Source organism: Flavisolibacter nicotianae (genome assembly GCF_003628535.1).
Taxonomy (GTDB): domain Bacteria; phylum Bacteroidota; class Bacteroidia; order Chitinophagales; family Chitinophagaceae; genus Flavisolibacter; species Flavisolibacter nicotianae.
Map to the genome: position 1 here is coordinate 38,087 of NZ_RBCI01000010.1, position 26,575 is coordinate 64,661.

Consider the following 26,575-nt stretch of genomic DNA (forward strand, 5'->3'; position numbering starts at 1 on the left):
CAGGTTCAGGAGAATATCCTTCCCAAAAGAACCAGTGTGCGACGCAACAGAAGCCTGATTGCAGCAATGCAGTTCGGTTCATTAATAAAAAAAGAAAGGAATGGCAGACGGAACAAATAAGGAACACACAAGTCCCGGCTCCCGCACAGGAGCGCAGGGGTTCAGGACCACCTGTTGTTATTGTGGTGTGGGATGCGGGATCATCGTGCACAAGGACCGCGACGGGAAACTGCGTGTCGAAGGTGACAAAGAACACCCGGTGAACAAGGGGATGCTGTGCAGCAAGGGAATGAACCTGCACTATACGGTCATGGATAAAAGCGACCGGCTGTGGTATCCCGAAATGCGCCTGAACAAAGGGCTGCAACGGCAACGGGTAAGCTGGGAACAAGCGCTGGACAGGACCGTTGCTGTTTTTAAAACGCTGATTGAAAAATACGGTCCGGAGAGTGTTGCCTTTTATGCATCGGGGCAATGCCTTACGGAAGAATACTATGTGCTGAACAAGCTGGTAAAAGGCTTTCTTGGAAGCAACAACATCGATACCAACTCCCGCCTGTGTATGAGCAGTGCCGTGGCGGCCTACAAAATGAGCCTCGGCGAAGACAGCGTGCCGGTTTGTTACGACGACGTGGAGTTGGCCGATTGCATTTTTGTGGCCGGTGCCAACCCTGCCTGGTGCCACCCGGTTATCTGGCGGCGTGTGGAAGCGGCAAGGGCTGCAAATCCAAACCTGAAAATTATCGTCAGCGACCCGCGCCGAACACAAACGGCATCGTATGCCAACGTCCATTTGCAGCTCAGGCCGGGAACCGACATCGTGCTGCACCATGCCATCGGACGGGTGTTGCTGGAAAATGGCGATATCGACGTAGAGTTCATCACCAACCACACCGAAGGTTTTGAAGCTTACCGAAAAAAACTCCTGCAACGCACCGTTGCGGAAGCCGCATCGATTTGCGCTGTGCCGGAAAAAAGCATTCGTGATGCTGCCGCCTATATTGGCGCGGCCAAGGGCTTTCTGACCCTCTGGACGATGGGACTGAACCAAAGCGTGGTGGGTGTCAACAAAAATCTTAGCCTGATCAACCTGAATTTGATTACGGGACAAATCGGTAAACCCGGGAGCGGGCCGTTCTCCCTGACCGGCCAGCCCAATGCGATGGGAGGAAGGGAAGTTGGCGGGCTGGCCAACCTGCTGCCGGCACACCGGAACCTGGCCAGCGAAGAAGACCGGAAATTCGTGCAGCAGTTTTGGAGCAGCCCGCCGATCTCCGAAAAGCCCGGCTACACGGCAACGGAAATGTTCGATGCCCTGCATGATGGCCGGTTAAAAGCCATCTGGATCATCGGCACAAACCCGCTGGTGAGTCTGCCCGATGTGCGCAAGGCGGAAGCAGCCTTGCAGAAAGCAAAATTCATCGTGGTGCAGGACGTCAGCAACAAGCCTGAAACAATGGCCTATGCCGATGTTGTTTTTCCGGCTGCGGCATGGGCCGAAAAAGAAGGAACGATGACGAATGCCGAACGTCGCATTACCCACCTTTCCAGGATCGTGGAGGCGCCGGGCGAAGCGTTACCCGATGCCGAAATTCTTTGTCGTTTTGCAAAGAAAATGGGATTTGCAGGTTTTGATTTCGAATCTCCTTCGGGTATTTATGCCGAGCATTGTGCGTTGACGAAGGGGACAAGCCTCGACATCAGCGGCTTGCACTACGATGCCTTGAAAAAGCGAAGAAGTGTGCAATGGCCCCTGTCGAAGGAAGGGAACGGCACGGCAAGATTGTTTACGGACGGCCTGTTTTACACGCCTTCGAAAAAGGCCATCATTCATGCGGTGGATGACGAGAATTTATCCGAGCCTACGACAGATGATCTGCCGCTCATTTTGACCACTGGCCGCATCCGCGACCACTGGCACACCATGACCAAAACAGGCAAGGTGAGTAAACTGAAACAGCACATCGCCAACGCCTTCCTGGAGTTGCACCCGGATGATGCGCGGGAAAGAGGCATTGCTGAAAACGACCTGGTCGAAGTTGGCAACGGGAGAGGCAGCGTCCGCGTCAGGGCGAAGGTTTCGGCCGACATCAAACAGGGTGTTGTGTTCCTGCCCATGCATTGGGGTAAGATTATAAACAGTGATTTAAACAGGGCCAATAACCTCACCAGCAATGTTGTTGATCCCACTTCCAAAGAACCGGATTTTAAGTTTTCGGCCGTTGACGTGAAGCGGTACGAAAAACCAGGGCAAAAAATTGTGGTGATTGGTGCCGGTGCCGGTGCGTTTGGTTTTGTCAAATCTTACCGTGCGCTCAATACGGAAGACGAGATCGTGGTATTCAGCAAAGAAAACTTCCCGTTTTACAACCGGGTGATGTTGCCCGATTATATCAGCGGCGTGCAGGAGTGGGGCAAGTTGGTAAAGATGAAAGATGAAGAAGAGCGGAGCTTCAACATCACGCTTCACCGTGGCGTCAGCATTGAGCACATCGACCGGGAGAAGAAGGTGGTGACGGACAGCCATGGCAGGCAACATCCCTACGACGTCCTGCTCCTTGCAACCGGGAGCCGTCCGTTTATGCTGAAAGATATTCCCGACCTCCGCGGCATTTTTACCATGCGCAGCCGGACGGATGCCGACAGCTTTAAACACCATGTCGATCCTGCGAAGGGAAAGGTGGTAATCGTTGGTGGCGGTTTGCTGGGCATCGAGCTGGCCGCGTCGCTGCGCGAAGTTGGTGTAGAAGTGTGCATCGTGCAACGCATTTCCCGGTTAATGGACAGGCAGCTCGATGTGCTTGGCAGCCAACTGCTGCACGAAGAACTGGAAGAGAAAGGCGTTGATATTTATTACAACGATGAACTCGAACGGTTTCTCGGGGTTGAAAATGTGACTGGCGTTAAACTGAAAAGTGGTTTGCAGGTCGACTGCCAGGCCATTGTCATTGCCATCGGTACGTTACCGAACATCGAACTGGCAAAGGCCTGCGGATTGGAGCACAAACGCGGCGTGGCGGTGAACGAATACCTGCTGACTTCTGATCCGGCTATTTATGCGGTGGGGGAAATCGCGGAGTTCCGTGGCTTTTTGTATGGGATCACCGCCGCCGCAGAACAACAGGCCGAGATTGTTGCCCGGCATCTCAGTGGCGACATTGCTTCTGTTTATGAAGGATCGCTGCTGATGAATATCCTGAAGATGCACGGCACCGATTTGTGTTCGTTGGGTTTGCCGGAAGCGCCGCCCAATGATCCGGCGTACGAAGAAGTGGTGTTCATCGACAAGGCCAAACGGTATTACAAAAAATGCGTCATACACAATGATCGCCTGGTGGGAGCCATCCTGATTGGAGACAAAACAGAATTTCTGGAGTTCCGCGATTTAATCCAAAACAAAATTGAATTGTCGGAAAAACGCCTGGAGCTGTTGCGCTCCAACAAGAAAGCAGAACCGGTAATGGGTAAGCTGGTCTGCTCGTGCGGCGGCGTTGGCGAAGGAAATATTCTCGCTAAAATCAGGGAGGGATGTACCGAATTGAAAGCACTGTGCGTTGCGTCCGGTGCCGGCCAGGGATGCGGCAGCTGCAAGCTGGAGGTGCAGGTTCTTTTGGAAAATGCCCTCGGGGAAAGACAGGCAAAGTCAGCAGTGGAGAAAGAGTTGACCGTTGTCAGAGCGTAGAATTCGATTAAACCAGTAAACCATGCAAACACAAACGTTCGTTATCAATTTCAGGGGTGGGATTGTATCGCCGGGGTATTTGAAAGACATTCTTGAACTGGCCAGGGAAGCGAGGGTAACGCATGTGCGCTTTGGTTTGCGACAGCAGTTGATCGTGGACGTGTCGGCTTCTTTTTGCGAGGCGTTCAGAAATGCATGTGAAGAAAAAGGCATTGCCGTTTACCGTAAAAAAAATGCCTTGCCCAATATTGTCAGTTCGTACCCGGCGGCTGATATTTTTACGACGGACAACTGGATGCGGCAGGGTGTTTACAAAGATATTTTTGATTCGTTTCAGTACACGCCAAAGCTGAAGATCAACATCTGCGACCGCCAACAAAGTTTCGTTCCTTTTTGCACCGGCCATATCAACTGGGTCTCGGCCGAAGCGCAGCATTTTTGGTCCCTGTTCATCCGCTTTCCCAAAACCAACACTGTTTTCAAATGGAAAGAACAGGTTTACACCAATGATGTTCCGGCCATGTCGCAGGCGATTGAAAAAGAAATTTTACAAAACAGGGACTTGTTCTATGGGAAGGAAGCAGCCGATGGCGATGCGCTGTTCCGTCGCGTAAAGGGCAACACTCCCGGCATTGCAAAAGAAGCAACCGTCACTTCCTTTCCGGAATTTGCGCTGCCCTACTACGAAGGGTTCAACAAGATGGGCAACCAGTTGTGGCTGGGCATCTACCGGCGCGACGAACTCTTCCCCGTTCCGTTTCTCCAGGACCTGTGCAACCTCTGTTTGGAAACAAGAATCGGGCAGTTGTATACAACGCCCTGGAAAAGTATTATCATTAAAAATATCGATGCAGGACAGCGCCGGCTGTGGGATGTTGTGCTTGGCCGCTATCGCATCAATGTTCGCCATGCAGCGAACGAACTCAATTGGCAGGTGGAAGACTATACAGACAAAGGCCTCCAGTTAAAGGGCCAGGTCATCCGGTATTTCGACAAAGAAGATGTGCGGACTTATGGATTGTGCTTTGCCATTCAAACAAAGCCTTCCTCCAGCATGTACGGCACCGTTGTGATTCGGAAACAGCAAAACAAGAACCCGCACCGGCTTAAAGCGCTGGAGCGCTACGATATTTTTTATAAAAAAAATTTCAACCCCAATGGGGAAGAATTGATCTTGTTTCGCGATGCCGTGCAAAAAGATCATATCGGAACTTACCTGGTGAGTCTCTGCAAAGACTTCTACGAACGGCAGAGCCGGAGTACCGCCACGGAAAAACCCGTTCCGCCGCAACCGGAAAAGAATGCGGTCCGGGAGGTTACGGTCATGCACCAATGCAGGCATTGTCAAACGGTCTATGTTCCTGCACTGGGTGATGCGCTGCAGGGTGTTGTTCCGGGAACCGGTTTTGACGCGTTGCCATCCCATTATTGTTGCCCGCTTTGTGAGGCGCCGAAAGAATCGTTTGCTGTGCTGGAAGAAGCCAGCAAGGAACAAACGGCAACTGCCGGGTAGAACCTTTTGCCATTTTTATTTGCTTACCTGTATTTGCCGACGGGGCAATGCCTTGGTATTATCCTTCCTGTGGACTGTTGTAGTTATTAAAAAAGGGCAGGTCTTCCTGGTTGACGGAAATGGAGTCGGTGGGCAGAAGTTCCAGAACATGCATCATGCTGAAGCGTTTTAAATTTCCCTCCCGGAACAGGCGATAGATCTTTCGCAAACCTTCGGCCGTATAAATGCTGCAGAGGGGCTGCGGCCTGTCGCCGGTTTGATAAACATAGCACTCATCTGTTCCCTGGTTATACCGGTCAAGCAAATGTCGGAGCAGGCGTTGGTCTATGTCCCTGATGTCGCAGGCTAAAACAAACAGGTCTTCCTGCGGCAATTCCAGGTGAGCGGATAAAAGGCCGAACAGGGGTGCTTTCGCATCGAACTGTTCGTGGTCGGGAACAAGTTGCCCATGGCGAAAAATCTGTTCGTAGGCGGGCAATTGCTGCCTGTTGATGGAAACGATCACCGGGAGGTGCAGGGCAGTCAGCTTTTGCGCAGCAAGTTCTGCCCAGGTCTGTTCGCCTTGCTTCAGAAGTCCCTTGTCGGTCCCCATGCGGGTGCTGTTTCCGCCGCATAAAACAACGCCAGTCATTGCTTTTCGTTTTGCCGGTCCGAATGTCCAAGGCTTTTTTGGGGAGCGACCACATCCCGTACAAGCTGTTTGATTTCTTTGATGTCGGTAAAACCGCCCTGCCGTTTGCGGTCGAAGATGATTTCACTGCCGACAGAAATCTGGTACCGGCCAGCAACCTCGCTCGGCTTTAAGGTGACGGCCCCGATTTCGTCTTCAAATGTTGTGAGAATTTCCTGCGCCATGTAAGCAGCCCGCAGAAGCCAACGGCATTTGGGGCAGTATTCAATCGTGATCGTTGGTTTCATCTTATCCTCCGATGGTGATCATGCTCCGGTTTTGGAGCGTTTCGGAATGAATGGCTTCCATCGTTGCGGCAAACTGGCCGCCATGGGAGGCGTGCTTGCGCAGGATCGTTTGCCGGATCAGTTCGGCCACGTCTTCACCGTTGCGCAAAGCGCTGAGCAGGTCCGTTTCTTCTTTTGAAAACAAGCAGTTTTTCATCTTGCCATCGGCTGTCAGGCGCATGCGGTTACAGGTGCTGCAAAACGCATCGGTCATGGTGCTGATCACGGCAAAGGTGCCCTGGTGCCCCGGGACGATATATTTTTTGGTTGTATCGTGCAGCTCATCTTTCAGCTTGACGACATCGTATTGCTGTTCGATCGTTTGCAGGATTTGCTTGTAGGTAACCACGTTTTTGCTGTCCCAGTGGTTGCCGTCAAACGGCATCAGTTCGATAAAGCGAACATGAACCGGCGTGTCTTTGGTCCAACGGACAAAAGCTGTGATTTCATCTTCATTGATGTTTTTCATCGCCACCACGTTCACCTTCACATGCATTCCGGCTGCAAGCGCGGCGTGAATGTTTTTCCAAACCGTTTCGAATTCATTGCGACGCGTAATGAGGGAAAATTTTTCGGGCTGCAAGGTGTCAAGACTGATGTTGAGCGAACGGACACCCGCTTCCTTCAGCAGCGGTAAGAATTGGTCCAGGCGGATGCCGTTGGTCGTGAGCGTCAGGGTTACCGGCAGTTGCGACAGGGCCTGTATGATCCGGGCTACATCTTTGCGCACCAGGGGCTCTCCACCCGTCAGCCGGATTTTATCGACACCCAAACCAACGAACAGTTTTGCCAGGGTTTCGATTTCTTCGGCCTGCATGACCTGTGACGAAGGCATGAAGGCATAGTCCTCTTCCGGCATGCAATAAAAGCAACGAAGGTTGCATTTATCGGTCAGCGAAATTCGCAGGTAATTGTGCTGCCTGTTGAAGGTGTCGAAAAGCATGGTATAAAAATAAACCATTGACGGCTGCAAACTGTCATGCCTTCCACATTTATCAGGCACTAATCATTTGAGTGCCGCATGCCTTCTGCTACGCGGAAGATGTGCAGCACGTAGGGGAAGAGGGCATCCATCGTTTCCTCCGCTCCCCGGGTAGAGCCGGGCAGTGTAAGCACCAGCGTACGATGGATAAAACCGGCAACACCCCGTGAAAGCATGGCATAGGGTGTTCGCTGCTGCCCATAGCTTCGCGCCGCTTCCATCAGTCCCGGGATATCACGGGAAAGCAACGGTGCAATCGCTTCCGGTGTCACGTCTCTCGGAGAGAGGCCGGTGCCACCGGTAAAAAGAACAAGGTCGTATCCTTCTTCGCTCAACTGCTTTGCCTTTGCCTGGATGGTTTCTTTTTCGTCCGGAATGATCAGGTAGGCAGCCGTGTTGAGCCCCTGTTGCTGCAGCTTTTGAATGATCGCCTTGCCTGCGCTGTCCTGTTTTGAACCGCCGGCTACGCTGTCGCTGCACACCACCACCGCGCAACGAAGCGGGGCGGCAACCTTGTCGCTGAAATCGGTCTTGCCGCCTTTTTTCTGCACCAGCCTGATGGTGGAAATTTCAATCTCCTTGTCGATGGGCTTGAGCATGTCATACATCGTTAGCGCCGTGATGGATGCGCCGTGCATGGCTTCCACCTCCACACCGGTGCGGTAGATGGTCTGCACTTCCACTTCCACGACAATGTTTAAGCCATCCACCGTGTGCCTGATGGCGGCAGACTCGATGGGCAGCGGATGGCAGTCCGGGATCACATCGCTGGTTTTTTTGATGGCCAGTAAACCGGCTGCCCGCGAAAATTCAAACACGTCGCCCTTCGGCACCGTTTTGTTCTGTATGGCCGCAATGGTTTGCTGGCTGGATGTTTTGACAATGGCTGTTGCAACTGCTTTGCGCAGTGAAGTGGGTTTATGCGTGATGTTCACCATGTTTCAGGGATGGTTTTCTTTCCATTGGTATGTTGTGTCTTCGAATACTTCCTTGCCCCAGACCGGGAGTTCTTTTTTGATGCGCTCCACCACTTCTTCGCAGGCGGCAATAGCGGGTTTCCGGTGCTTTGCGGACGTGAAAACAAAAAGCGAGATTTCGCCGGCCTTCACGGTGCCGAGGCTGTGATAAACATGCATACAGGTCAGCTCGTATTTTTCGAAAATGGCTTCGCGGATACCGTGCATCTGCTCCAGTGCCATTTCTTCATAAGTGGTGTAATCAATGGCGGTCACGGTCTTGCCGTTCACCACATCGTTCCGCACCTGGCCTAAAAAAATACTGTGGGCGCCGATCCCGGTTTGCGTGCTGTGTTTTTGAATGCTGTCGGCAATGAAAGCGGCTGCGACAGGTCCCCGCACGAAGATATTTTTAAGCTTCTTTTCCATTTGCTTTCCAGTTGAGAATGCCCCCTTTCAGGCTGTAAATTTTTTTTGTTTTGCCAAATGTAGCCGATAATAGCGCTGCAGCTTCGCGGCTTCGTTTGCCCGACTGGCAGAAAAGTACGACGGTGTTTGCGTCGATAGCCGGTATATTTTCTTTCAAGCGGGACAAAGGCAGTTTGCGGTGTGAGAACGAAGTGATTTCCGGTTGCTCTCCTTCTTCCCGCACATCGATGACGAGAGTTTTATCCTCGTGCAGGCAGGCATTGAACGCTGCCGTGTCCATTTCTTCAACAACGGAAACCGGTCCTTCGCACAGCCATTCGTAATCCAGGCGCTCATATTCCGCGGCCGTTTTTGGCAGTAAGGATGCTGTTTGCTTTTTTGTGGCCAGGTCAAATACAAAGCTTTCGTTGGTCAGTGCATTGTAGGTGAACAGTTGGTTGACCAGGGGTTTGCCAATACCCGTGAGCAATTTGATCACCTCCGTTGCCTGCAAGGTGCCAATGATTCCCGGCAATACACCCAACACACCGGCTTCGGCGCAATTCAAGACACTGCCCGGCGGCGGTGGCTCCGGAAACAGGTCACGGTAATTGACGCTGTTTTCTGCAGCCTGGAAAACAGCTACCTGGCCTTCAAACTGTGAAATGGCTCCATACACCAGGGGTTTGTGCAGCAACACACAGGCGTCGTTGATCAGGTAGCGGCTGGCAAAATTGTCGGTGGCGTCCAGCACGATGTCGAACTCCCCGATGATGGTCAATGCATTCTGGTTGGTGAGACGGAACGGAAAGGTAGCGAGCTCGATCTCCGGGTTCAGGCTTTCGAGCCGCTTTGCGGCCACGCCGGCCTTTGCCTTCCCGATATCTTCGGTTGTAAAAAGTACCTGCCGGTGAAGATTGTGCAGGGAAACAAGATCATCATCCACGATGCCGATTTTCCCGACACCGGCTGCCGCCAGGTATTGCAACGCAGGACAGCCTAGGCCGCCGGCACCAACAACCAGCACGCTTGCACCAAAAAGCTGTTGCTGGCCTTTTTCACCAAAGTCCCGGAGCAGGATTTGGCGCTGATACCGTTCGTATGATAAATCTTTTCTGCTCATGGTTAACCGCCACTAAACGGAGGAAGAAGGGCCACGATGGCATTGTGCTCCAAGCTGGCGGAGCCGGTCACCAGTTGTTTGTTTACGGCAATTGCATAGGGAATGTTTTTTAAAGCCGGGTATTCCTTTTCCAGTTGCTGCATCAATTCATCGGTTGATGACAGGTTTGACAGTTTGAGATTGCTTTGCCCTAAAATATCTGCCACAGCGCCAAATGATAACACGGTAATCTCTTTCATGGTTTATGCAGTTGTAAACAACAATTTGTAAGCGGCGACCAGCAGCACCGATGCCAGTACATTTTTTAAAATCGTTTGCCTGAATTTGAGCGCACCAAGGTAGGCACCGCACAAACCGCCAGCAAAGGCAATGACGACATAGGCATACATGTCGGTGGTGAACTGGATTCCCTTGGTAAACTGGCCGGCCAGTCCCGAAAGCGAGTTCACAAAAATGAACAGGGCGCTGATGGCCGCCGTTTGTTTTTGATCAGTCCATTTCAGCAGGAGAAGCACCGGCGAAAGCAGGATGCCGCCGCCGATTCCGATCAGCCCGGATAAAAAACCGATACTGCCGCCAACCAACAGGGACAGCGCCAGGTTGTTTTTTCTTTTCTCCTCCACTTTTGCATTGCCGAAAAAGAAAAACCGGACAATCGGGATCAGTAACAGCACGCCCAGGATTTTTTTATACACCACGGCATCCACCATCACCAGCCCGCCAAGGTAAGCCAGCGGGATGGATGCTGCCGCAAACGGCCAAAAGATACGCCAGCGAAAATGCCCGCCGCGGTAGAATTGAATAAAGGAGGTCAGCGAAACAAAGAGGTTAAGCAGCAGAGCCGTTGGTTTCATGACGGCAGGCGCCACATTGAAAAGCGCCATCAGGGCCAGGTAGCCGCTGGCACCGCCGTGGCCCACGGAGGCATAGAGAAACGCCACCAGAAACAACAAGCTAAAAAATAGAACCAGATTCTCCATTGGTCAGGTTTAGAAGGGTAGAAGATGGGTTGTTACCAGTGTTCCGCTTTTGCACGCTGACTGGTCTTCATCAATTTGTATCAGGCAGTTGGCCTGCGCAAACGAACGCATCCGGTAGGATTCCTGCGCACCCAGGTAGCGGGCTGTTTGCCCGTCGAAATACCCCTTTAAAAAATGGGTCATTCCTGCTGCTTTTTGATAACCTTCGGCAATGGGCGCCTGCACCGTGTAAAGACCGGAGGCTTGTCCGCCCAGTTGCCTGAGGGCCGGAAGCACATACAGGTAAAAACAGGTCATTACCGAAGAAGGGTTGCCGGGTAAGCCAAAAACCAGTTGCTCTTGCCGTTTACCAAAATACAGCGGTTTCCCCGGCTTTTGCCGCACTTTATAAAACAACTGTTCAACCTGGCAGCTGTTGGCGGCCTGCAGCACGAAGTCGTAATCACCGACACTGATGCCGCCTGTCAGCAGTACGGCATCGTTTTCGTTCAAAGCCTGTTGCAGTGTTGCGGTCAGTGTATCGGGATCATCTTTCACCCAGTGAACGTTTACATTTTGAATCTGAAGTTGCTGCAATGCCGCTTTCAGGGCGAATGAATTGGATTCGTATACCTTGCCGTACTCGAGTTGCCGGCCCGGCTGCTGTAATTCGTTACCGGTAATGATGATGGCAACAGACGGTGCGGGGTAAGCGGAAACGGTGGTGGTGCCGATCCCGGCCAAAAAGCCCATGGCCGCAGGTGTTAGCCGCATGCCCTTCTGCAGGGCCAGTTCACCGGCTTTTATTTCCGATGCCGGTGGCCGTACGTTGAGGCCCTGCTGCAGTTGCCTGTCTTCGATAATCAGTTTGTTGTTTTCTACCTGCACCTTTTCCTGCATGACGACGGTATCGGCACCCGGCGGAATGGCAGCCCCGGTAAAAATGCGAACCGCTTTTTGCGGTTCCACTTCCACCACGCGGTTACTGCCGGCAGCCATCTCACCTTCGATCAGCAGTTCTTTGTGCCGGTTCCACCCTTCAAACGAAAACGCATAGCCATCCATCGCCGACTGCGGATACGCAGGGATATCCGCCATGGCAAAAACGTCTGCTGCCAATACCAGCCCGGCGGCCTGGTGCAACGACAATTCCGCCGGTGCTGTCGGCCGGACAGAGTCCTGAATAATTGTTTTCGCTTCCGTTATACTTATCATTCGTTTGAGCGGTGATCCAAATACAAATTTAGTTGACGCCATCCGTTTCCGGCGCAGTATGAAAACCGGTCATCTACGGCATATGGAAAGAACGAGCATGCGTGGTACAGTTGATTATTTTGTTCCCGTGCTTTTTTCGTTCTGCAGTAAACGGTTGTAATCGGCCTCCGTGTCGATGTCAAACGATCCTTTCGGGAAAGGAATGATTTCTGCCGCGTCGATGTGCCGTCTGACGATGCCTCTTGCCCCGGTGTCGCCGGTTAACCGGAGCAATTCCGCAAAAACGGTATGATGGAAAAACACAGGCGGCCCAAAGGTGTTTTCATAGCCGCAGGCGACAATGGCTTTGCCGGTCTTTTGATGTGCGGTCACCAGGTCATTCAGCAAGGCGGCCGTTACAAAAGGCTGGTCGCAAACCATCAGGATGATTCCTTCCGCGGCAGGGGAGAGTTTGGTGAAGGCTTCAAGGCCGCAGCGTATCGAAGAAGCCATGCCTTCTTCCCACTGCGCATTTACAACAACATGAACATCGGTATCCTTTGTCTCCAGGACGTTTTCGCTGGCACCCAATACAACAACAACGGGGTGCGCAGGGGCGGCAAGCGCCGTCTCTATCGTGTGCTGCAACAGGCTTTTGCCGTTGTACGGCAACCATTGTTTGGGTCTGCCCAACCGCGAGGACGAACCGGCAGCAAGAACGATGACACCGGTGTTTGAAGATTTTTTTTCTGCTGGCATAGGCTGGTTTTACTGTCAGGTGCGTATGATGGAATCGGTGGCAGTCGCCGGCCGCGAAAGAAACACCTTTGTCCTGTCCCTGGAGGTGCCACGTCGGCACGGCTTTTATTTCAGAAAGAATGGCCAGGGCTATTTTCTCTGTGCCTGCTGCGCCGATATGCCAACCTGTTGGTCCGATGATCGGCAGGCTTTGCGAAAGCTACGAAAATCAAACCGTTTTTGCCGGCATTCCGTTTATGCAATCCTCCGGGCTCATTCCGTGAGGTATTGGAAAGACCAGGAAATCTTGCGGTGCTTAATTAGCCCACTCAACAGGAGAGGGTCCCTGTCTCCATTCATAAAGAAACTTCGCTTCAGCTTATTACCGGAAAGTAAATAAATTGTTGCGCAGGAGCCGAAGCCATGAGGGCTGTCTGTTCCGATCATTTTGTACAAAGGCAATTCATTGAAAAAATATGCAAAAACCAACCGCACTTGTTTCGTTACGCAAGAATTTATGCTGCTGTCTTATTGTTCTCCTGTTTTGTTCCGGCCCGCTGCACAGCCAGGACTTTTTACAGGCACACGGCCACGTGATTACAAACGGAAAAGGAGACACGGTCTTGCTCCGGGGCATTGGTCTTGGCGGCTGGATGCTGCAGGAGGGATACATGCTGCGCTTCCAGGGCGAGGGCCAGCAGCACCGCATCCGCGAAAAACTTACGAGTGTGGTGGGTGAAGAAAAGGTCGAACGGTTTTATACGGCCTGGCTCCGGAACCACATGCAAAAAGCGGATGTGGATTCTCTCGCTGCATGGGGCTTCAACTCCATTCGCCTGCCGATGCACTACGCTTTGTACACCCTGCCTGCTGAAGAGGAACCGGTCAAAGGAAAAGATACCTGGCTCGAACGCGGTTTTGCCCTGACCGACAGCCTGCTTTCCTGGTGCAAAGCCAACCGCATCTACCTGATTTTAGACCTGCATGCTGCCCCCGGCGGGCAAGGCAACGATTTGAATATTTCAGATCGCGACCCGGGCAAGCCATCGTTGTGGGAGAGCGAAGAAAACCGGCGCAAGACGATTGCCCTCTGGCGAAAACTGGCGGAGCGTTACAAGGACGAACCCTGGATGGGTGCTTACGATATCCTCAATGAACCCAACTGGGGATTTACGGATCCGAAAGACAAAAACGGCTTAAAAGAACAGGCTAATGCGCCGATCCGCGACTTGTATGTTGGGATCACACGAGCCATCCGCGAAGTGGACCCGAAGCACCTCATTGTGATTGAAGGCAATGGCTGGGGCAACAATTACAATGGTATGTTCCCGCTTTGGGACAACAACCTTGCACTCAGCTTTCACAAGTACTGGAACCGGAATGACCAGGCTTCCATCCGGCATTTTTTGGACCTGCGGAACCAATACAATGTGCCGCTTTGGCTGGGAGAAACTGGCGAGAACTCGAATGTTTGGTTTACCGAATGCATTCGACTGGCGGAAAGCAATGGAATTGGCTGGTCGTGGTGGCCCCTGAAAAAGCTGGGATTCAACAACCCGCTTCAGATCAGGGAACCCAGGGGTTACCAGAAACTCCTCGATTATTTTAACGGTAAGGTGCCAAAGCCGGGCGAAGAGGACGCCTTCTCAACGTTAATGGAACTGGCGGAGAACACCCGAATTCAAAACTGTCTTGTGCACCGCGATGTGATCGATGCCATGTTCCGGCAGGTCTATTCTGCTGATGCAAAGCCATTCAGGGCGAATGTCATAGGCAAGAGCACGAACCTTTCGGCGGTGGATTATGACCTTGGCCGAGTGGGCGTTGCGTATTTTGACCTGGATACGGCGGACTATCATATTTCTGCAGGCTCGGGCCGGATGGTTTGGAACACGGGCCGTGTCTACCGCAACGACGGCGTCGACATTGAAGGCGAACCGGGACATTACCATGTCAGTAAAATGGAAGCAGGCGAGTGGCTTCGCTATACGATCGACGTGACCAAAGCGGGCAAATATGATCTTGCGCTGGTTGTGCAGGAAGCCGGGGATGGAGGCGAAATTCAGGTAGAGGTAAATGGGGTCGTTTACACGGTTTCGGTTGCGCCGGGAAAAACGGAATGGAATGCCCTGCCTGTAAAAGGAGTTTCGCTTCGGACAGGCAAAAACAGCCTCCGGGTCATGGCATCCAAAGGCAGTTTTCAGTTCAGGGAGATTCAATTCCAGCGAAAGTAACCTGCGAAAAGGCAACCGTGGTAGAATTTTGGTACGACAGCGATGGAAACAGCGCAGTCAAACCAAAGAAACTGTAAAGGTCCACGAGCGGTGTGGCAGGATCACGGGTTGCGAAGAAAAAAGGTTTTGCCAATGCCAAATGTCAACCGTTTGATAGGGTTTACCTGGTTCATCCGTTGCGTTCCGTTTTTTGATACTTTTCATTGACAGCGTAACCCAACCGGGGCAGCAAGCAACCCAGGCTCCCGCTCAAAACTAAACCTGGGGCTCACAGGGAGACTGAGCCTGATATGAAAAGGCGAACAAAGCCGGTAAACAACGAACGAATCCTCGTGTTTGTGATCGGGAGCCATCAATAGCTGTTTGCAAGGAACCAGGCCGTTTTTTAGATAGAGCTTCTGATCGTTAACGTAAACGGAACTTCCACCTGTACCCTTTCTTTTTGCAGGATCATACGGGCAGCCATTTCGCCCATCTTCTTAAAGTCGGTTGACATGGTAGTGATCCCATCCAGAATAAATTTCTTCCACGGTGTTTCGTTGTAGGAAATGATACCGACATCTTTTCCGACCACCAGTTCGGTGCTTTGGATTTTTTCCAGCAAAACCACCAGGTCGTCTTCCATCAGGTTGATATAGGCTTCTCCCGTCCGGATCTCCTCCTGTTGGAGCTTGTGCACCACTTTGTAGTCAAAGGCAAATTCCTGGCAGAAAGACCGGAAGCCTTTTACAATCTCTTCGGGAAAATATGTGTAAGAGGGAAAAACAATCTTCAGCGTCTGGTATTTCAACAGGGAGGGCAAGGCCTCTTTCAGTGCCGTATAAATATCCTTTTCAAAATTTTCGTATACCGCTCCGTGTGCAAGCGTGACACCGGCAATCAATTTGTCAAGCAGAATCAACTGCCCTTTTGACAATTCGTTGATGATGTCGGCGGCATGTTCGCCACCTTCCAGGAAATGCGGGATGATCACATAGTAATGGTAGTCGTCTTTGCGTTGCTGCAGCAGTTTTTTAAACAGGCTGAAGTCATTGTTGTAAATATAAAAATCGATGGCTGCCGCATCGCAAAGCGTCGAAACAAAGGCGTCATAAATGATTTTTTTGTGTGCACTCAGCTTGTTGAAGAGAAGGAAGACTTTGATGATTGGTTGAACGGTCGATTTGCTGATAAAATAGCCTTTGCCAGGAAACGAGTTGACGATGCCCAGTTCTTTCAGGTGCCGGTATGCTTTTTCAACAGTATTTCGGCCCATGTCCAGTTCGTAGCTCAGGTCATTGATCGACGGCAGTACATAGTCCTTTTGAAGCTTTCCTTCCTGCACGGCTTTGATGATGCAGTTGGTCAACTGTAAATATTTTGGCGTGGCCGCGTGTTCGTCAAAATCAATCAGGCGGTATATGTTTTCAGAACTCATTCGATGTGGTAATTGAACAGAAGACGGAATTATGAACGGTGTCAGCAAAGTTAGAAAGCCAATTCGATTTCTTGCTTTAACGCCTTGTCGTAAGCCTGCCTGTTGAATTTATAAAGCGTTGGCGAACGGTGATGCGCAGCCCGATTCCAGGCAAAAGATCACCTACAACACGATGCCTTTTTACAACGCAAAGTCTCCTTTGCAGTCTTCGGGTTTGTTAGGGCCGGTAAAAATCGTTGCGGTAACTTCGAGATAATGCAAACCGCTTTTACCATTACTAAAAACGAGCCATGAAAAAAATAGTGATCGTACTCTTTTTGTTCGTTGCTGTTCATTCAACTGCACAAAAACGAATCCCGCTATACAACGGCGCAGCACCGGGATCGGAGGCCTGGAACTGGGATGAAAAAGTCGTCAACACTCCCCAGATTGGAACGATCGTTCTTGAAGTGTCGAAACCGAGCCTGGTGGCTTTCGTGCCCGCAAAACCAAACGGCACGGCGGTCATCATTGCACCGGGTGGGGCTTTTCATGCGCTGGCTTTCGATTTGGAAGGAGCGACCGTTGCCAAACGACTGACCGAAAAAGGCATCACGGCATTTGTACTGAAGTATCGCCTGGTGCGGGATGATCCCGCTCATCCCGAAAATGGTTTGATGGCACTGATGGCAAGGAAAGATTTCAAAAAACTTGACTCGATCAATGCGGCGATCGTGCCGCTCGCCATGCAGGATGGGCTAACTGCGGTGACCTACGTACGGAAACATGCAGCAGCGTATAAGATTGATCCGGCTAAAATTGGCTTCATGGGTTTTTCGGCAGGTGGTACGGTCACCATGTCGGTTGTGTACAACGCAACCAATGAGAGCCGTCCCAATTTTGTAGTACCGATTTATGCATATGAAGGAGCGATTATTGGTTCCGCGGTTCCGGCTGTAAAAACCCCCATCTTTCTTGCTGCTGCAAGCGATGATGATCTTGGCCTGGCCACACACAGTGTACACATTTACCTAAAATGGCTCGAAGCGAACCAGCCGGCAGAGTTGCACATGTATCAAAGCGGCAAACACGGTTTTGGTACAAAAAAACAGGGTCTTCCTGTTGATACCTGGATGGATCGGTTCAGCGACTGGATGATTCAGCAAGGGTTGCTCAAACGGGCGCCATAAGCCCCTGAAACCGGCGCACCAGAGGATTTGTCTTTCCCGTCTTTTTTGAAAAAACCGGCGATCGGTTCCGTTTCCAATTCCTGAGCAGGACAGTAGGGGACGGCGGAACCGGAAGGGTGCTCTATTTTTATCAGCGTAAATTTATCTCTAAAACGATTCTGTTATATGCAAGCGATTCTTGGTGTCATTTTCCATTTCATCGGCGGTTTCGCCTCGGGCAGTTTTTACATGCCGTACAAGAAAGTGAAGGGCTGGTCGTGGGAAAGCTACTGGATTGTCGGCGGGATTTTTTCCTGGCTGATCGTGCCGCCGCTGGCCGCGTTTTTAACCATCCCGAATTTCTGGGAGATCATTGCGCAAACGGATAGTTCCACCTTGTTTTACACCTATCTCTTTGGCCTGCTGTGGGGCATCGGCGGACTGACCTACGGCCTGGGTGTTCGCTACCTCGGCGTGTCGCTCGGCAGCAGCATCATTCTTGGGTTGTGCATGGTCTTTGGCTCGCTGGTGCCATCCTTCTATTACCAGTTTTCGCCGCAGGAAGGAAAAGACACCATCGGCGCCATCGCCGGCAGCACCTGGGGACTGACAGTGTTGACAGGCTTGCTGGTCTGCGTGGTGGGCATCATCATCTGCGGCAGGGCCGGTACGCTGAAAGAAAAAGAACTAAAAGAAGGATTGTCGGGCAGCAACCCCAGTGGCGGTAACGGGGTGGCGGTAAAGCAGCGCAGGAAAGTGCTGGTAGCCGAGGCCGTGGCCGCCGACAACGGGTCGCACACGCCGGTGTTTGAAGAAGTGGCCATTACACCGGAAGCGCCACCTTCGGCACATGGCGCACCGGCAAGCAACGCCATCGAATACAAGTTTGGCCTGGGGCTGACGCTGGCCATCATCTCCGGCCTGTTGAGCGCCTGTTTCAACTTTGGACTGGAGGCCGGCAAACCTATGTCGGTCGTGGCCAATACCTTGTGGAAGAGCGCCAACCCGGCCAGCACCACCGAGTTTCTTTTCCGCAACAACGTGACCTATGTGGTGGTGCTTTGGGGCGGCCTGACCACCAACCTGGTGTGGTGCGTCATCCTGAATGCCCGCAACCGTTCCTTTGGCGATTATGCCAATAAAAAAACACCGCTGCTGAAGAATTATATTTTTTCGGCGTTAGCGGGTACGACCTGGTTCCTGCAATTCTTTTTTTATGGGATGGGCGAGAGCAAACTCGGGAACGGCGCTTCCTCGTGGATCCTGCACATGTCGTTCATTATCCTGATCGCCAACATGTGGGGCCTTGTTTCCAACGAATGGAAAGGTGTTTCCAAAAAAACAAGAATGCTGCTTTTCGCCGGTGTCGCCGTCATTATTGCGGCCGTCCTGGTGGTGGGTTACGGCAATTACCTGAAGCAGTGAAGTTCACCAGTTCGCGAGTTCACCAGTTCACAAGTTGGTGGACGGTGACTGGTGAACTGGTGAACCGGTTTAACTAGATATTATCTCGCAAACAAATAATTATGAGCACAACGACAACAACGCAATTTAAACACGTGAGCTACCTGTGGGACGAGAAAAAAGCCGCCGAGCTGGAAGGCGATGAAGTAGCCCTGTTGGTTTACCGTTCCAATTTATTGGGTGCTGATTTGCGCCTCACCAACTACGGTGGCGGCAACACGTCCTGCAAGGCCATGGCCAAAGATCCGCTGACGGGAAAAGAAGTGGAAGTGATGTGGGTGAAAGGCTCCGGCGGCGACCTGGGCACCATGAAGCGCAGCGGCCTGGCGGCACTGTATGTCGATCGCCTGCGCAGCCTGAAGAATGTCTACCGTGGCATTGCTTATGAAGACGAGATGGTGGAACTATTCAACCACTCGATCTATGACCTTGCCTCCAAGGCACCATCCATCGATACGCCGCTGCATGGCTTTTTACCGTTCAAACATATCGATCACCTGCATCCCGATGCGGCCATCGCCATTGCCGCTGCTAAAGACGGCAAGCGCATCACCGAAGAACTGTTCAATGGGACCATCGGGTGGGTGGAGTGGCAGCGACCGGGTTTCGACCTTGGCCTGAAATTAAAGGAATGCCTCGACGCCAACCCCGGGATCCGCGGCATCATGCTGGGCTCTCACGGCCTGTTCACTTGGGGTGACACGGCGTACGAAAGCTATCTCAACACGCTGGACGTAATTGAACGTTGCGCCCAATACATTGAAGATAATTCAGGCAAAAAAGGCCCTGTGTTTGGTGGTGAAAAAAGAAAGTCGCTGCCGAAAGAAGAGCGCCTGAAACAGGCCGCGGCGCTGGCACCTGTGCTCCGTGGCTTTTGCTCCAGCAAAACAAAAATGATCGGTCATTTTACCGATGACGAACGGGTGCTGCAATTCATCAACTCCAACGATCTTGCCCGCCTGGCGCCGCTGGGTACGTCCTGTCCCGACCATTTCCTGCGGACAAAAATTTCGCCGCTGGTGCTGAACCTGGAAGCCGGTGAAGATTTGTCCAATGTGGAGGCGATCAAACAAAAACTGGCACCGCAATACGAAGCCTACCGCAAGATGTATGAAGACTATTATAACGGCTGCAAACACCCGAACAGCCCGTCCATCCGCGACGCCAATCCGGTTGTGCACCTGTTTCCCGGCGTGGGCCTCTTCACCTTTGCCAAGGACAAACAAACGGCAAGAGTGGCGGCTGAATTCTACATCAATGCCATCAACGTGATGCGGGGTGCCGAAGCGATTTCGGAATACACGTCGCTGCCGCGGCAGGAAGCGTTTGATATTGAATACTGGCTGCTGGAAGAAGCAAAGCTTCAGCGCATGCCCAAGCCCAAGCCGCTCAGCGGACGTATTGCCCTTGTGACGGGCAGCGCCGGCGGCATCGGCAAAGCCATCGCCAAAAAGTTTGCGGAAGAAGGCGCCTGTGTCGTGATCAATGATATTAACGAAGAAAGGCTGCAGGGTGCTATGGAAGAATTTCAAAAAACCTTTGGCCGCGACACGGCTGCTTCAGCCGTGCTGGATGTGACCAGTAACGAGACCATCGAAAAAGCCATTGATGCTACCGTGCTAGCTTTTGGTGGTGTGGACATCATCGTCAACAATGCCGGTATCTCCATTTCCAAAGGTTTGCTGGACCACAGCGAAGCCGACTGGGACAAGCTTTACGATATTCTCGTAAAAGGACAGTTCCTCGTTTCCAAAGCCGGCGTTAGCGTGATGCGCAAGCAGGGAATCGGTGGTGATATTGTAAACGTGGTGTCCAAGAACAGCGTGGTGGCAGGTCCCAACAACGCAGGTTATGGATCGGCAAAAGCGGCGCAGGCACACCTGACACGGCTGCTGGCTGCGGAACTTGGTCCCGACAGGATTCGTGTCAACACGGTCAACCCCGATGCGGTCATTGCCGACAGCAACATCTGGGCCGGCGGCTGGGCCGAAGGACGGGCAAAAGCCTACGGCATTACCGTGGCTGAATTGCCTGCCTATTATGCCAAGCGCACCTTGCTCAATGAAGCCATTTTGCCCGAAGACATTGCCAATGCCTGCTTTGCCTTTGTGGGTGGACTGCTGGGCAAGTCAACCGGCAATGCATTGAATGTGGATGGCGGCGTAGCAGCAGCGTTCCTGCGGTAAAAACAACGACTTTGACTGGCAAGCAATCATAGATACGGGAGGGATATATCGATATCGGCTCCTTTCTTTTTCCTTCTTTAACCTGATTTATTTTATGCAAGTAGAAAAATACAAACTGGAAGAATTCAACCAGGAGCAGGCGGACCTGCACAAGCGAAAGTTTGAGACCCTGGCAGCAGAAATAAAAAACGTCGACAGCATTTTGCAAAAGCTCATCGACTTTCAGATTGCCATTCCGTCCTGGGCCCTGGGAACAGGTGGCACCCGCTTTGGCCGTTTCTCGGGCGGAGGCGAGCCGCGCAGCCTGGAGGAAAAGATTGAAGACGTGGGCCTGTTGCATTCGCTGAACGCCTCCAGCGGTGCCATTTCGCTGCACATTCCCTGGGATATCCCCGAGAACGCCGCCTCCATCAAAGCGCTGGCCGCACAGCACGGGCTTCGCTTCGATGCCATGAACTCCAACACCTTCCAGGACCAGCCGGGACAAAAACTCAGTTACAAGTTTGGCTCCATGCAGCACACCGACAAAGCGGTGCGCCGCCAGGCCATTGAGCACAACATTGACGTGATCAAATACGGGATAGAACTGGGCTCCGAATCGCTGACCGTCTGGCTTTCGGACGGCTCGTCGTTTCCCGGCCAGTTGAATTTCCGCAAAGCGTTTCAGCGCACGCTGGAGTGCCTGCAGGAAGTGTACGCGGCGCTGCCGGAAAACTGGAAGATGTTTGTGGAATACAAGGCCTTTGAACCCAGTTTTTATTCGATGACCGTTGGCGATTGGGGGCAGTCGTTGACCTATGCCAACAAGCTGGGACCGAAAGCTTACACGCTGGTTGACCTGGGCCATCACCTGCCCAATGCCAACATCGAGCAGATCGTTTCGCTCCTGCTGATGGAAGGAAAGCTGGGCGGCTTTCACTTCAACGATTCAAAATACGGCGACGATGACCTGACGGTTGGTTCCATCAACCCTTACCAGCTCTTTTTGATTTTTAATGAACTGGTGGAAGGTATGGACGCCAGGGGTATGAACCATGCGTCCGATTTGGGCTGGATGATCGATGCCTCGCACAACATCAAGGACCCGCTGGAGGACTTGCTGCAGTCAGTGGAAGCCATCAAAATCGCGTATGCACAGGCGCTGCTCGTGGATGCGAAAGCACTGGAAGCTGCCAGGGAAAGCAACGACGTGGCGGCAGCGCAGGAGATCCTGCAAACCGCTTACCGTACCGATGTGCGGCCGCTGGTAGCCGAAGCCAGGCGCAAGGCCGGCGGTGCCCTGCAACCCCTGCAGGTCTATCGCAGCCTGAAGGTGCGGGAGAGCCTGGTAAAGGAAAGAGGCGCAAAAACGGTGGCCACCGGTCTCTGATCTGATTCCTTTGTCTATTGTTTATTGCCAATTGTTTATTGATATATGCAAGCCACGCCGGTCATAGCCATTTTTGATGTGGGAAAAACAAACAAAAAGGTGTTCCTGTTTGATGAATCCTACCGCATCGTTTACGAAGAAACGGTTTGCTGCCCTGAAACGGTGGATGAAGACGGCGACCCCTGCGAAAGCCTGGAACAGTTGCATGCTTTCGTGTTCAATTCGCTGCAAAAAATTTTTCAGGACAAGGCCTTCGTGGTCAAGGCGGTCAACTTTTCTACCTACGGCGCCAGCTTTGTTCACCTCGATGAAAAGGGCGTGCCCGTGGCACCGCTTTACAATTACCTGAAACGTTTTCCCGCGGACCTGCTGCATCAATTTTATGCAGCTTATGGCGGCGAGAAAGCTTTTTCCGTTACCACGGCATCGCCTGTTTTGGGACATCTCAACTCGGGCATGCAGCTCTACTGGCTGAAGCATTGCAAGCCCCATGTGTTCAAAAAGATCGCTCATTCCCTGCACCTGCCCCAATACATCAGTTACCTACTGTCGCGGCGGTATTTTAGCGAGCTGACAAGCATCGGCTGCCATACCAACCTGTGGGATTTTTCCAAACAAGCTTACCACGACTGGGTGTATAAAGAAGGCATCAGCAAAAAGCTGGCGCCGGTAGTTCCGTCCACGCATGTTGTGACTACTTCCGTTCGCAACGGCATGTACAATGTCGGTGTAGGCCTTCACGATAGTTCGGCGGCGCTGATCCCTTACCTGGCATCGTTTCACGAACCGTTTGTGCTGATCTCCACAGGGACCTGGTGCATCAGCTTTAATCCGTTCAACCAGTCGCCGCTGACCAGTACGGAGCTGGAGCAGGATTGCCTTTGCTACCTGACCTACGAAGGCCGGCCGGTAAAAGCGTCGCGCCTTTTTGCCGGCAACGAACACGAGCAGCAGGTGAAGCGGCTGGCGGTACATTTCGAAAAACCGGTTGATTATTATAAATCCGTTCGGCTGTCTGCGGACCTTGTTCGTCCTTCAGCTTTTGAGCCCGTACAGGAGGAAAAAAGCGGGACGATGGTTTCGCTGAAAAGTTCTCTTTTTGCAGAGCGGGAGCTATCGGCATTTGCCAGTTACGAAGAAGCCTATCACCGGTTGCTGCAGGATATTATCCTGCAGCAGGTTGGTTCCACGCAGCTGGTGCTGCAGGGAACCAACGTAAAACGCATTTTTGTTGACGGCGGGTTTAGCAATAACCCCATTTACATGCACCTGCTGACCCTGGCTTTTCCCGAAGTGGAAGTGTTTGCCGCGTCGATGGCACAGGCCTCGGCGCTGGGGGCAGCGCTGGCGATCCATTCATCCTGGAACAGCCGGCCACTGCCGGGCGATATTATTGAACTGAAATACTACGGCGTCGCACAAGGTGTTTAGTGAGTCGGAAAGAAAGGTGCGGCTGTATACAAACAGATAGTTGAGAACATGAGAGTTGGTCTTTTTATTCCGTGTTATGTGAACCAGTTTTACCCGCAGGTCGGCATTGCCACGCTGCAACTGTTGGAAAAGTTCGGCTGCGAAGTGGACTACCCACTGGCGCAAACCTGCTGCGGCCAGCCGATGGCCAATTCCGGTTATGAATCGCTGACGGGAAACTGCAACGAACTCTTTACAAAAAACTTTTCTTCCTTCGACTATATTGTTTGTCCCTCGGGCAGTTGTGTCCTGCACATCAAGGAACATTTGCATTCTGCAAAAGACAGAACGGCCGCAACCGCCATCCGGCGCAATGTCTACGAGCTGACCGAATTTCTCACCGATGTACTAAATGTCGATCGACTGCAGGCAGCGTTTCCGTACAAAGTGGGTCTTCACCAGAGCTGCCACGGGCAACGGGGCCTGCACCTTTCGCAAATGAGTGAGCTGGTGGCAAAGCCTTATTCCAAGCCCGAACGCCTGCTCAACATGGTCGAGGGACTGGAGCTGATTGAACTCGACCGCAAAGACGAGTGCTGCGGTTTTGGCGGCACTTTCTGCGTGACCGAAGAAGCCGTCTCAGTCAAGATGGGAAAGGACAGAGTGAGGGATCACGAAGCACACGGCGCCGACTACATCACCGGGGCCGATATGAGTTGCCTCATGCACCTGCAGGGCATTTTAAAAAGACAGGGAAGCAAGGTGCAGGTCAAGCACATTGCCGAAATACTGAACGCACAATGAGTAACAGCAACCACCATACAGATCATGCAACGCTGGCTGAAAAATTCAACCGCGATGAAGCCCGTGTGAACTGGCATGACGAAACCCTGTGGTTCATCCGGCAAAAGCGGGACAGGGCTGCCTGGTCGCTGGGCAACGAGTGGGAGCCGTTGCGGGAAACGGCTTCGGCCATCAAAGCGCATACGTTGTCCAACCTGAGCGACTACCTGCAACAGTTTGAAAAAGCGGCGCAGCAGAACGGCATCACCGTTCATTGGGCAGCCGATGGGGAGGAACACAACCGGATCGTTCACGGCATTCTTGCAAAACACAACGCCACGCAGCTGGTGAAAAGCAAGTCGATGCTCACGGAGGAGTGCCACCTAAACGACTACCTCAAAGAAAAAGGCGTAGAAGTGATTGACACGGATCTGGGTGAACGCATTGTGCAACTGGCAGAAGAGCATCCCAGCCATATTGTACTTCCCTGCATTCACTGGAAAAAAGAAGAGATCGGGGAATTGTTTCACAAACACCTGGGTTCTCCCGAAGGTGTCATCGACCCATCATTTCTTACTAATACGGCAAGGGTTCACCTGCGGGAAAAATTTCTGACACGGCGGGTAGCCATCACCGGTGTCAACTTCGCCATTGCGGAAACGGGTGAATTTGTAGTCTGCACCAACGAGGGTAATGCAGACATGGGTGCCCACCTGAGCGATGTGCACATTGCCTGCATGGGCATTGAAAAGCTCATTCCGAAACGGGAGCACCTGGGCGTCTTTCTTCGCCTGCTGGCAAGAAGCGCCACGGGCCAGCCCATCACCACCTATTCCAGCCATTTTAAAAAGCCGCGGGAAGGGCAGGAGATGCACCTGGTGCTGGTGGATAACGGCCGAAGCACGCAACTGGGAAGGGAGGATTTTCGCAACTCACTCAAGTGCATCCGGTGCGGTGCCTGTTTCAATACCTGTCCCGTGTACCGCCGGAGCGGTGGCCACAGTTATCACACCGCCATTGCAGGGCCGATCGGTTCCATCCTGGCACCGAACCTGGACATGCGGCAGTACAAAGACCTGCCGTTTGCCTCTACGCTGTGTGGCTCCTGCAGCAACGTGTGCCCGGTAAAAATCAACATTCACGAACAGCTTTACCAGTGGCGGCAGGTGCTGACCGAAGAAGGCTATCAGCCCAAATCAAAAACGGTGGCCATGAAGGCAATGGCGGCCACTTTATCCAAACCTTCTTTATTCTCCATTGCCGGCAAGTGGGGGAGAAAAGTGATGGGGCTTGTCCCCGGTCTCGTCAGCAATCGATTGAATCCATGGTACAAGCAACGCGAAATGCCGGCGCCGCCGGAGCAATCGTTTACCGAATGGTACAAGCAAAACAGGAAAGGAGGAAAATCATGAGCAGCCGCGATGCCATCCTACAAAAAGTAAAAGCAGCACAGCCTTCTTTACTACCGCTGCCTTCCATTGAAAAACAGCCGCGAGAGGTTGATGCGGTCAAGCAGTTTCAAGCGGTGCTGGAAAGCATCGGGGGAAAAGTAGTTTTTCTGAATGCAGAAGAATCAATTGCCGAAAAAACGGTCGCACTGTTCCCGGAAGCGAAACGCATTGTTTCTTCCATCACCGCAGTTCAAAACTATTTTTTCAGCGACTACAAAAGCCTCCGGCATCATTCCCTGCAGGATGTGGATGTCGCCATCATCGAGGCGCAGTTTGGCGTGGCGGAGAATGGCGCCGTGTGGGTAACGGAAGAGGACCTGAAAATCCGGGTGCTGCCGTTTATCTGTGAGCACCTGGTGGCGGTGGTGGATTCAACGACGATCGTCGCCACCCTGCACGAAGCCTATGAACGGATCGGTGCATCTGCTTATGGCTTTGGCGCTTTCATCGCCGGCCCTTCCAAAACGGCCGATATCGAGCAATCGCTGGTGCTGGGTGCACACGGCCCAAAAAGCATGACAGTTTTCCTGTTACACTAGCGCACTTTACTGTTTGGTTTTATTCCAATATTTGATCCACTTGCCGGCAATTCCCCGGCGAG

The 26,575-nt window shown here is 52.4% G+C and carries 22 protein-coding genes; 11 read left to right on the forward strand and 11 right to left on the reverse strand.

Annotation, left to right across the window (positions count from 1 at the left end; translation table 11 throughout):
• The first annotated feature begins 100 nt into the window (after positions 1-100).
• Both D6024_RS20340 and D6024_RS20345 read left to right on the forward strand, forming a co-directional pair.
• The gene (locus D6024_RS20340) at positions 101-3,682 is read left to right on the forward strand and encodes a nitrate reductase (RefSeq protein WP_121356608.1); all 3,582 of its coding nucleotides are present in this window, start codon (positions 101-103) and stop codon (positions 3,680-3,682) included.
• Positions 3,683-3,704: 22 nt separating this feature from the next.
• A complete protein-coding gene (locus D6024_RS20345; RefSeq protein WP_121356609.1) occupies positions 3,705-5,195 on the forward strand; it encodes a rubredoxin in 1,491 nt (496 codons plus the stop codon).
• Positions 5,196-5,253: 58 nt separating this feature from the next.
• Here the strand turns inward: D6024_RS20345 and D6024_RS20350 are convergent, their stop codons facing one another.
• From D6024_RS20350 to D6024_RS20395, 10 genes are all read right to left on the reverse strand, one after another.
• Positions 5,254-5,826 carry a molybdenum cofactor guanylyltransferase gene (locus D6024_RS20350; protein WP_121356610.1) on the reverse strand — a complete coding sequence of 191 codons (573 nt, stop codon included), beginning with the start codon at positions 5,824-5,826 and terminating at the stop codon, positions 5,254-5,256.
• Positions 5,823-6,113, reverse strand: coding sequence for a SelT/SelW/SelH family protein (locus tag D6024_RS20355; RefSeq protein ID WP_121356611.1), 291 nt, complete (start codon positions 6,111-6,113; stop codon positions 5,823-5,825). Before D6024_RS20355 ends, D6024_RS20350 begins: the two co-directional genes overlap by 4 nt.
• Before the next feature lies 1 nt (position 6,114).
• Entirely contained in the window at positions 6,115-7,095 is a 981-nt protein-coding gene (gene moaA, locus D6024_RS20360; RefSeq protein ID WP_121356731.1) for a GTP 3',8-cyclase MoaA, read from the reverse strand.
• Between the two features lie 59 nt (positions 7,096-7,154).
• Positions 7,155-8,072 (reverse strand): bifunctional molybdenum cofactor biosynthesis protein MoaC/MoaB, encoded by a 918-nt coding sequence (moaCB, locus tag D6024_RS20365; protein ID WP_121356612.1) that lies wholly within the window; start codon positions 8,070-8,072, stop codon positions 7,155-7,157.
• Between the two features lie 3 nt (positions 8,073-8,075).
• On the reverse strand, positions 8,076-8,519 hold the full coding sequence (locus D6024_RS20370; protein ID WP_121356613.1) for a molybdenum cofactor biosynthesis protein MoaE: 444 nt from the start codon (positions 8,517-8,519) through the stop codon (positions 8,076-8,078).
• On the reverse strand, positions 8,503-9,621 hold the full coding sequence (gene moeB, locus D6024_RS20375; RefSeq protein ID WP_121356614.1) for a HesA/MoeB/ThiF family protein: 1,119 nt from the start codon (positions 9,619-9,621) through the stop codon (positions 8,503-8,505). The genes D6024_RS20370 and moeB overlap by 17 nt, the downstream gene beginning before the upstream one ends.
• Positions 9,622-9,623: 2 nt before the next feature.
• Positions 9,624-9,860 (reverse strand): MoaD/ThiS family protein, encoded by a 237-nt coding sequence (locus D6024_RS20380; protein WP_121356615.1) that lies wholly within the window; start codon positions 9,858-9,860, stop codon positions 9,624-9,626.
• A 3-nt stretch (positions 9,861-9,863) separates the two neighbouring features.
• Positions 9,864-10,601, reverse strand: a complete 738-nt coding sequence (locus D6024_RS20385; RefSeq protein WP_121356616.1) for a sulfite exporter TauE/SafE family protein — start codon at positions 10,599-10,601, stop codon at positions 9,864-9,866.
• Between the two features lie 9 nt (positions 10,602-10,610).
• A complete protein-coding gene (locus D6024_RS20390; RefSeq protein ID WP_121356617.1) occupies positions 10,611-11,795 on the reverse strand; it encodes a molybdopterin molybdotransferase MoeA in 1,185 nt (394 codons plus the stop codon).
• Between the two features lie 114 nt (positions 11,796-11,909).
• Entirely contained in the window at positions 11,910-12,533 is a 624-nt protein-coding gene (locus tag D6024_RS20395) for a nucleotidyltransferase family protein (protein WP_121356619.1), read from the reverse strand.
• Between the two features lie 455 nt (positions 12,534-12,988).
• Here D6024_RS20395 and D6024_RS20400 point away from each other — a divergent pair, with 455 nt between their 5' ends.
• A complete protein-coding gene (locus D6024_RS20400) occupies positions 12,989-14,746 on the forward strand; it encodes a cellulase family glycosylhydrolase (protein ID WP_121356620.1) in 1,758 nt (585 codons plus the stop codon).
• 385 nt (positions 14,747-15,131) lie between these two features.
• Here D6024_RS20400 and D6024_RS20405 read toward each other — a convergent pair whose 3' ends face one another.
• Positions 15,132-16,163, reverse strand: coding sequence for a GntR family transcriptional regulator (locus D6024_RS20405; protein WP_121356621.1), 1,032 nt, complete (start codon positions 16,161-16,163; stop codon positions 15,132-15,134).
• Between the two features lie 290 nt (positions 16,164-16,453).
• Between D6024_RS20405 and D6024_RS20410 the strand changes: the two genes are divergently transcribed.
• From D6024_RS20410 to D6024_RS20445, 8 genes are all read left to right on the forward strand, one after another.
• The gene (locus tag D6024_RS20410) at positions 16,454-17,332 is read left to right on the forward strand and encodes an alpha/beta hydrolase (RefSeq protein ID WP_121356623.1); all 879 of its coding nucleotides are present in this window, start codon (positions 16,454-16,456) and stop codon (positions 17,330-17,332) included.
• A 165-nt stretch (positions 17,333-17,497) separates the two neighbouring features.
• The gene (locus tag D6024_RS20415; RefSeq protein WP_240410106.1) at positions 17,498-18,736 is read left to right on the forward strand and encodes an L-rhamnose/proton symporter RhaT; all 1,239 of its coding nucleotides are present in this window, start codon (positions 17,498-17,500) and stop codon (positions 18,734-18,736) included.
• Between the two features lie 101 nt (positions 18,737-18,837).
• Positions 18,838-20,961: a bifunctional aldolase/short-chain dehydrogenase gene (locus tag D6024_RS20420; RefSeq protein ID WP_121356625.1), complete on the forward strand. Its 2,124-nt coding sequence runs from the start codon at positions 18,838-18,840 to the stop codon at positions 20,959-20,961.
• Between the two features lie 94 nt (positions 20,962-21,055).
• Positions 21,056-22,330: a TIM barrel protein gene (locus D6024_RS20425; RefSeq protein WP_121356626.1), complete on the forward strand. Its 1,275-nt coding sequence runs from the start codon at positions 21,056-21,058 to the stop codon at positions 22,328-22,330.
• 45 nt (positions 22,331-22,375) lie between these two features.
• Positions 22,376-23,761 carry an FGGY-family carbohydrate kinase gene (locus tag D6024_RS20430; protein WP_121356628.1) on the forward strand — a complete coding sequence of 462 codons (1,386 nt, stop codon included), beginning with the start codon at positions 22,376-22,378 and terminating at the stop codon, positions 23,759-23,761.
• A 48-nt stretch (positions 23,762-23,809) separates the two neighbouring features.
• Complete coding sequence (locus D6024_RS20435) at positions 23,810-24,544, forward strand: (Fe-S)-binding protein (protein WP_121356629.1); 735 nt, start codon at positions 23,810-23,812, stop codon at positions 24,542-24,544.
• Positions 24,541-25,935, forward strand: a complete 1,395-nt coding sequence (locus D6024_RS20440) for a lactate utilization protein B (RefSeq protein WP_121356630.1) — start codon at positions 24,541-24,543, stop codon at positions 25,933-25,935. The genes D6024_RS20435 and D6024_RS20440 overlap by 4 nt, the downstream gene beginning before the upstream one ends.
• Positions 25,899-26,513, forward strand: coding sequence for a LutC/YkgG family protein (locus tag D6024_RS20445; protein ID WP_205573334.1), 615 nt, complete (start codon positions 25,899-25,901; stop codon positions 26,511-26,513). Before D6024_RS20440 ends, D6024_RS20445 begins: the two co-directional genes overlap by 37 nt.
• Positions 26,514-26,575: the final 62 nt, after the last annotated feature.

Coding starts and splice junctions, on each gene's coding strand:
- D6024_RS20340 (WP_121356608.1), top strand. CDS start 101: ATGGCAGACGGAACAAATAAGGAACACACAAGTCCCGGCTCCCGCACA.
- D6024_RS20345 (WP_121356609.1), top strand. CDS start 3,705: ATGCAAACACAAACGTTCGTTATCAATTTCAGGGGTGGGATTGTATCG.
- D6024_RS20350 (WP_121356610.1), bottom strand. CDS start 5,826: ATGACTGGCGTTGTTTTATGCGGCGGAAACAGCACCCGCATGGGGACC.
- D6024_RS20355 (WP_121356611.1), bottom strand. CDS start 6,113: ATGAAACCAACGATCACGATTGAATACTGCCCCAAATGCCGTTGGCTT.
- moaA (WP_121356731.1), bottom strand. CDS start 7,095: ATGCTTTTCGACACCTTCAACAGGCAGCACAATTACCTGCGAATTTCG.
- moaCB (WP_121356612.1), bottom strand. CDS start 8,072: ATGGTGAACATCACGCATAAACCCACTTCACTGCGCAAAGCAGTTGCA.
- D6024_RS20370 (WP_121356613.1), bottom strand. CDS start 8,519: ATGGAAAAGAAGCTTAAAAATATCTTCGTGCGGGGACCTGTCGCAGCC.
- moeB (WP_121356614.1), bottom strand. CDS start 9,621: ATGAGCAGAAAAGATTTATCATACGAACGGTATCAGCGCCAAATCCTG.
- D6024_RS20380 (WP_121356615.1), bottom strand. CDS start 9,860: ATGAAAGAGATTACCGTGTTATCATTTGGCGCTGTGGCAGATATTTTA.
- D6024_RS20385 (WP_121356616.1), bottom strand. CDS start 10,601: ATGGAGAATCTGGTTCTATTTTTTAGCTTGTTGTTTCTGGTGGCGTTT.
- D6024_RS20390 (WP_121356617.1), bottom strand. CDS start 11,795: ATGATAAGTATAACGGAAGCGAAAACAATTATTCAGGACTCTGTCCGG.
- D6024_RS20395 (WP_121356619.1), bottom strand. CDS start 12,533: ATGCCAGCAGAAAAAAAATCTTCAAACACCGGTGTCATCGTTCTTGCT.
- D6024_RS20400 (WP_121356620.1), top strand. CDS start 12,989: ATGCAAAAACCAACCGCACTTGTTTCGTTACGCAAGAATTTATGCTGC.
- D6024_RS20405 (WP_121356621.1), bottom strand. CDS start 16,163: ATGAGTTCTGAAAACATATACCGCCTGATTGATTTTGACGAACACGCG.
- D6024_RS20410 (WP_121356623.1), top strand. CDS start 16,454: ATGAAAAAAATAGTGATCGTACTCTTTTTGTTCGTTGCTGTTCATTCA.
- D6024_RS20415 (WP_240410106.1), top strand. CDS start 17,498: ATGCAAGCGATTCTTGGTGTCATTTTCCATTTCATCGGCGGTTTCGCC.
- D6024_RS20420 (WP_121356625.1), top strand. CDS start 18,838: ATGAGCACAACGACAACAACGCAATTTAAACACGTGAGCTACCTGTGG.
- D6024_RS20425 (WP_121356626.1), top strand. CDS start 21,056: ATGCAAGTAGAAAAATACAAACTGGAAGAATTCAACCAGGAGCAGGCG.
- D6024_RS20430 (WP_121356628.1), top strand. CDS start 22,376: ATGCAAGCCACGCCGGTCATAGCCATTTTTGATGTGGGAAAAACAAAC.
- D6024_RS20435 (WP_121356629.1), top strand. CDS start 23,810: ATGAGAGTTGGTCTTTTTATTCCGTGTTATGTGAACCAGTTTTACCCG.
- D6024_RS20440 (WP_121356630.1), top strand. CDS start 24,541: ATGAGTAACAGCAACCACCATACAGATCATGCAACGCTGGCTGAAAAA.
- D6024_RS20445 (WP_205573334.1), top strand. CDS start 25,899: ATGGTACAAGCAAAACAGGAAAGGAGGAAAATCATGAGCAGCCGCGAT.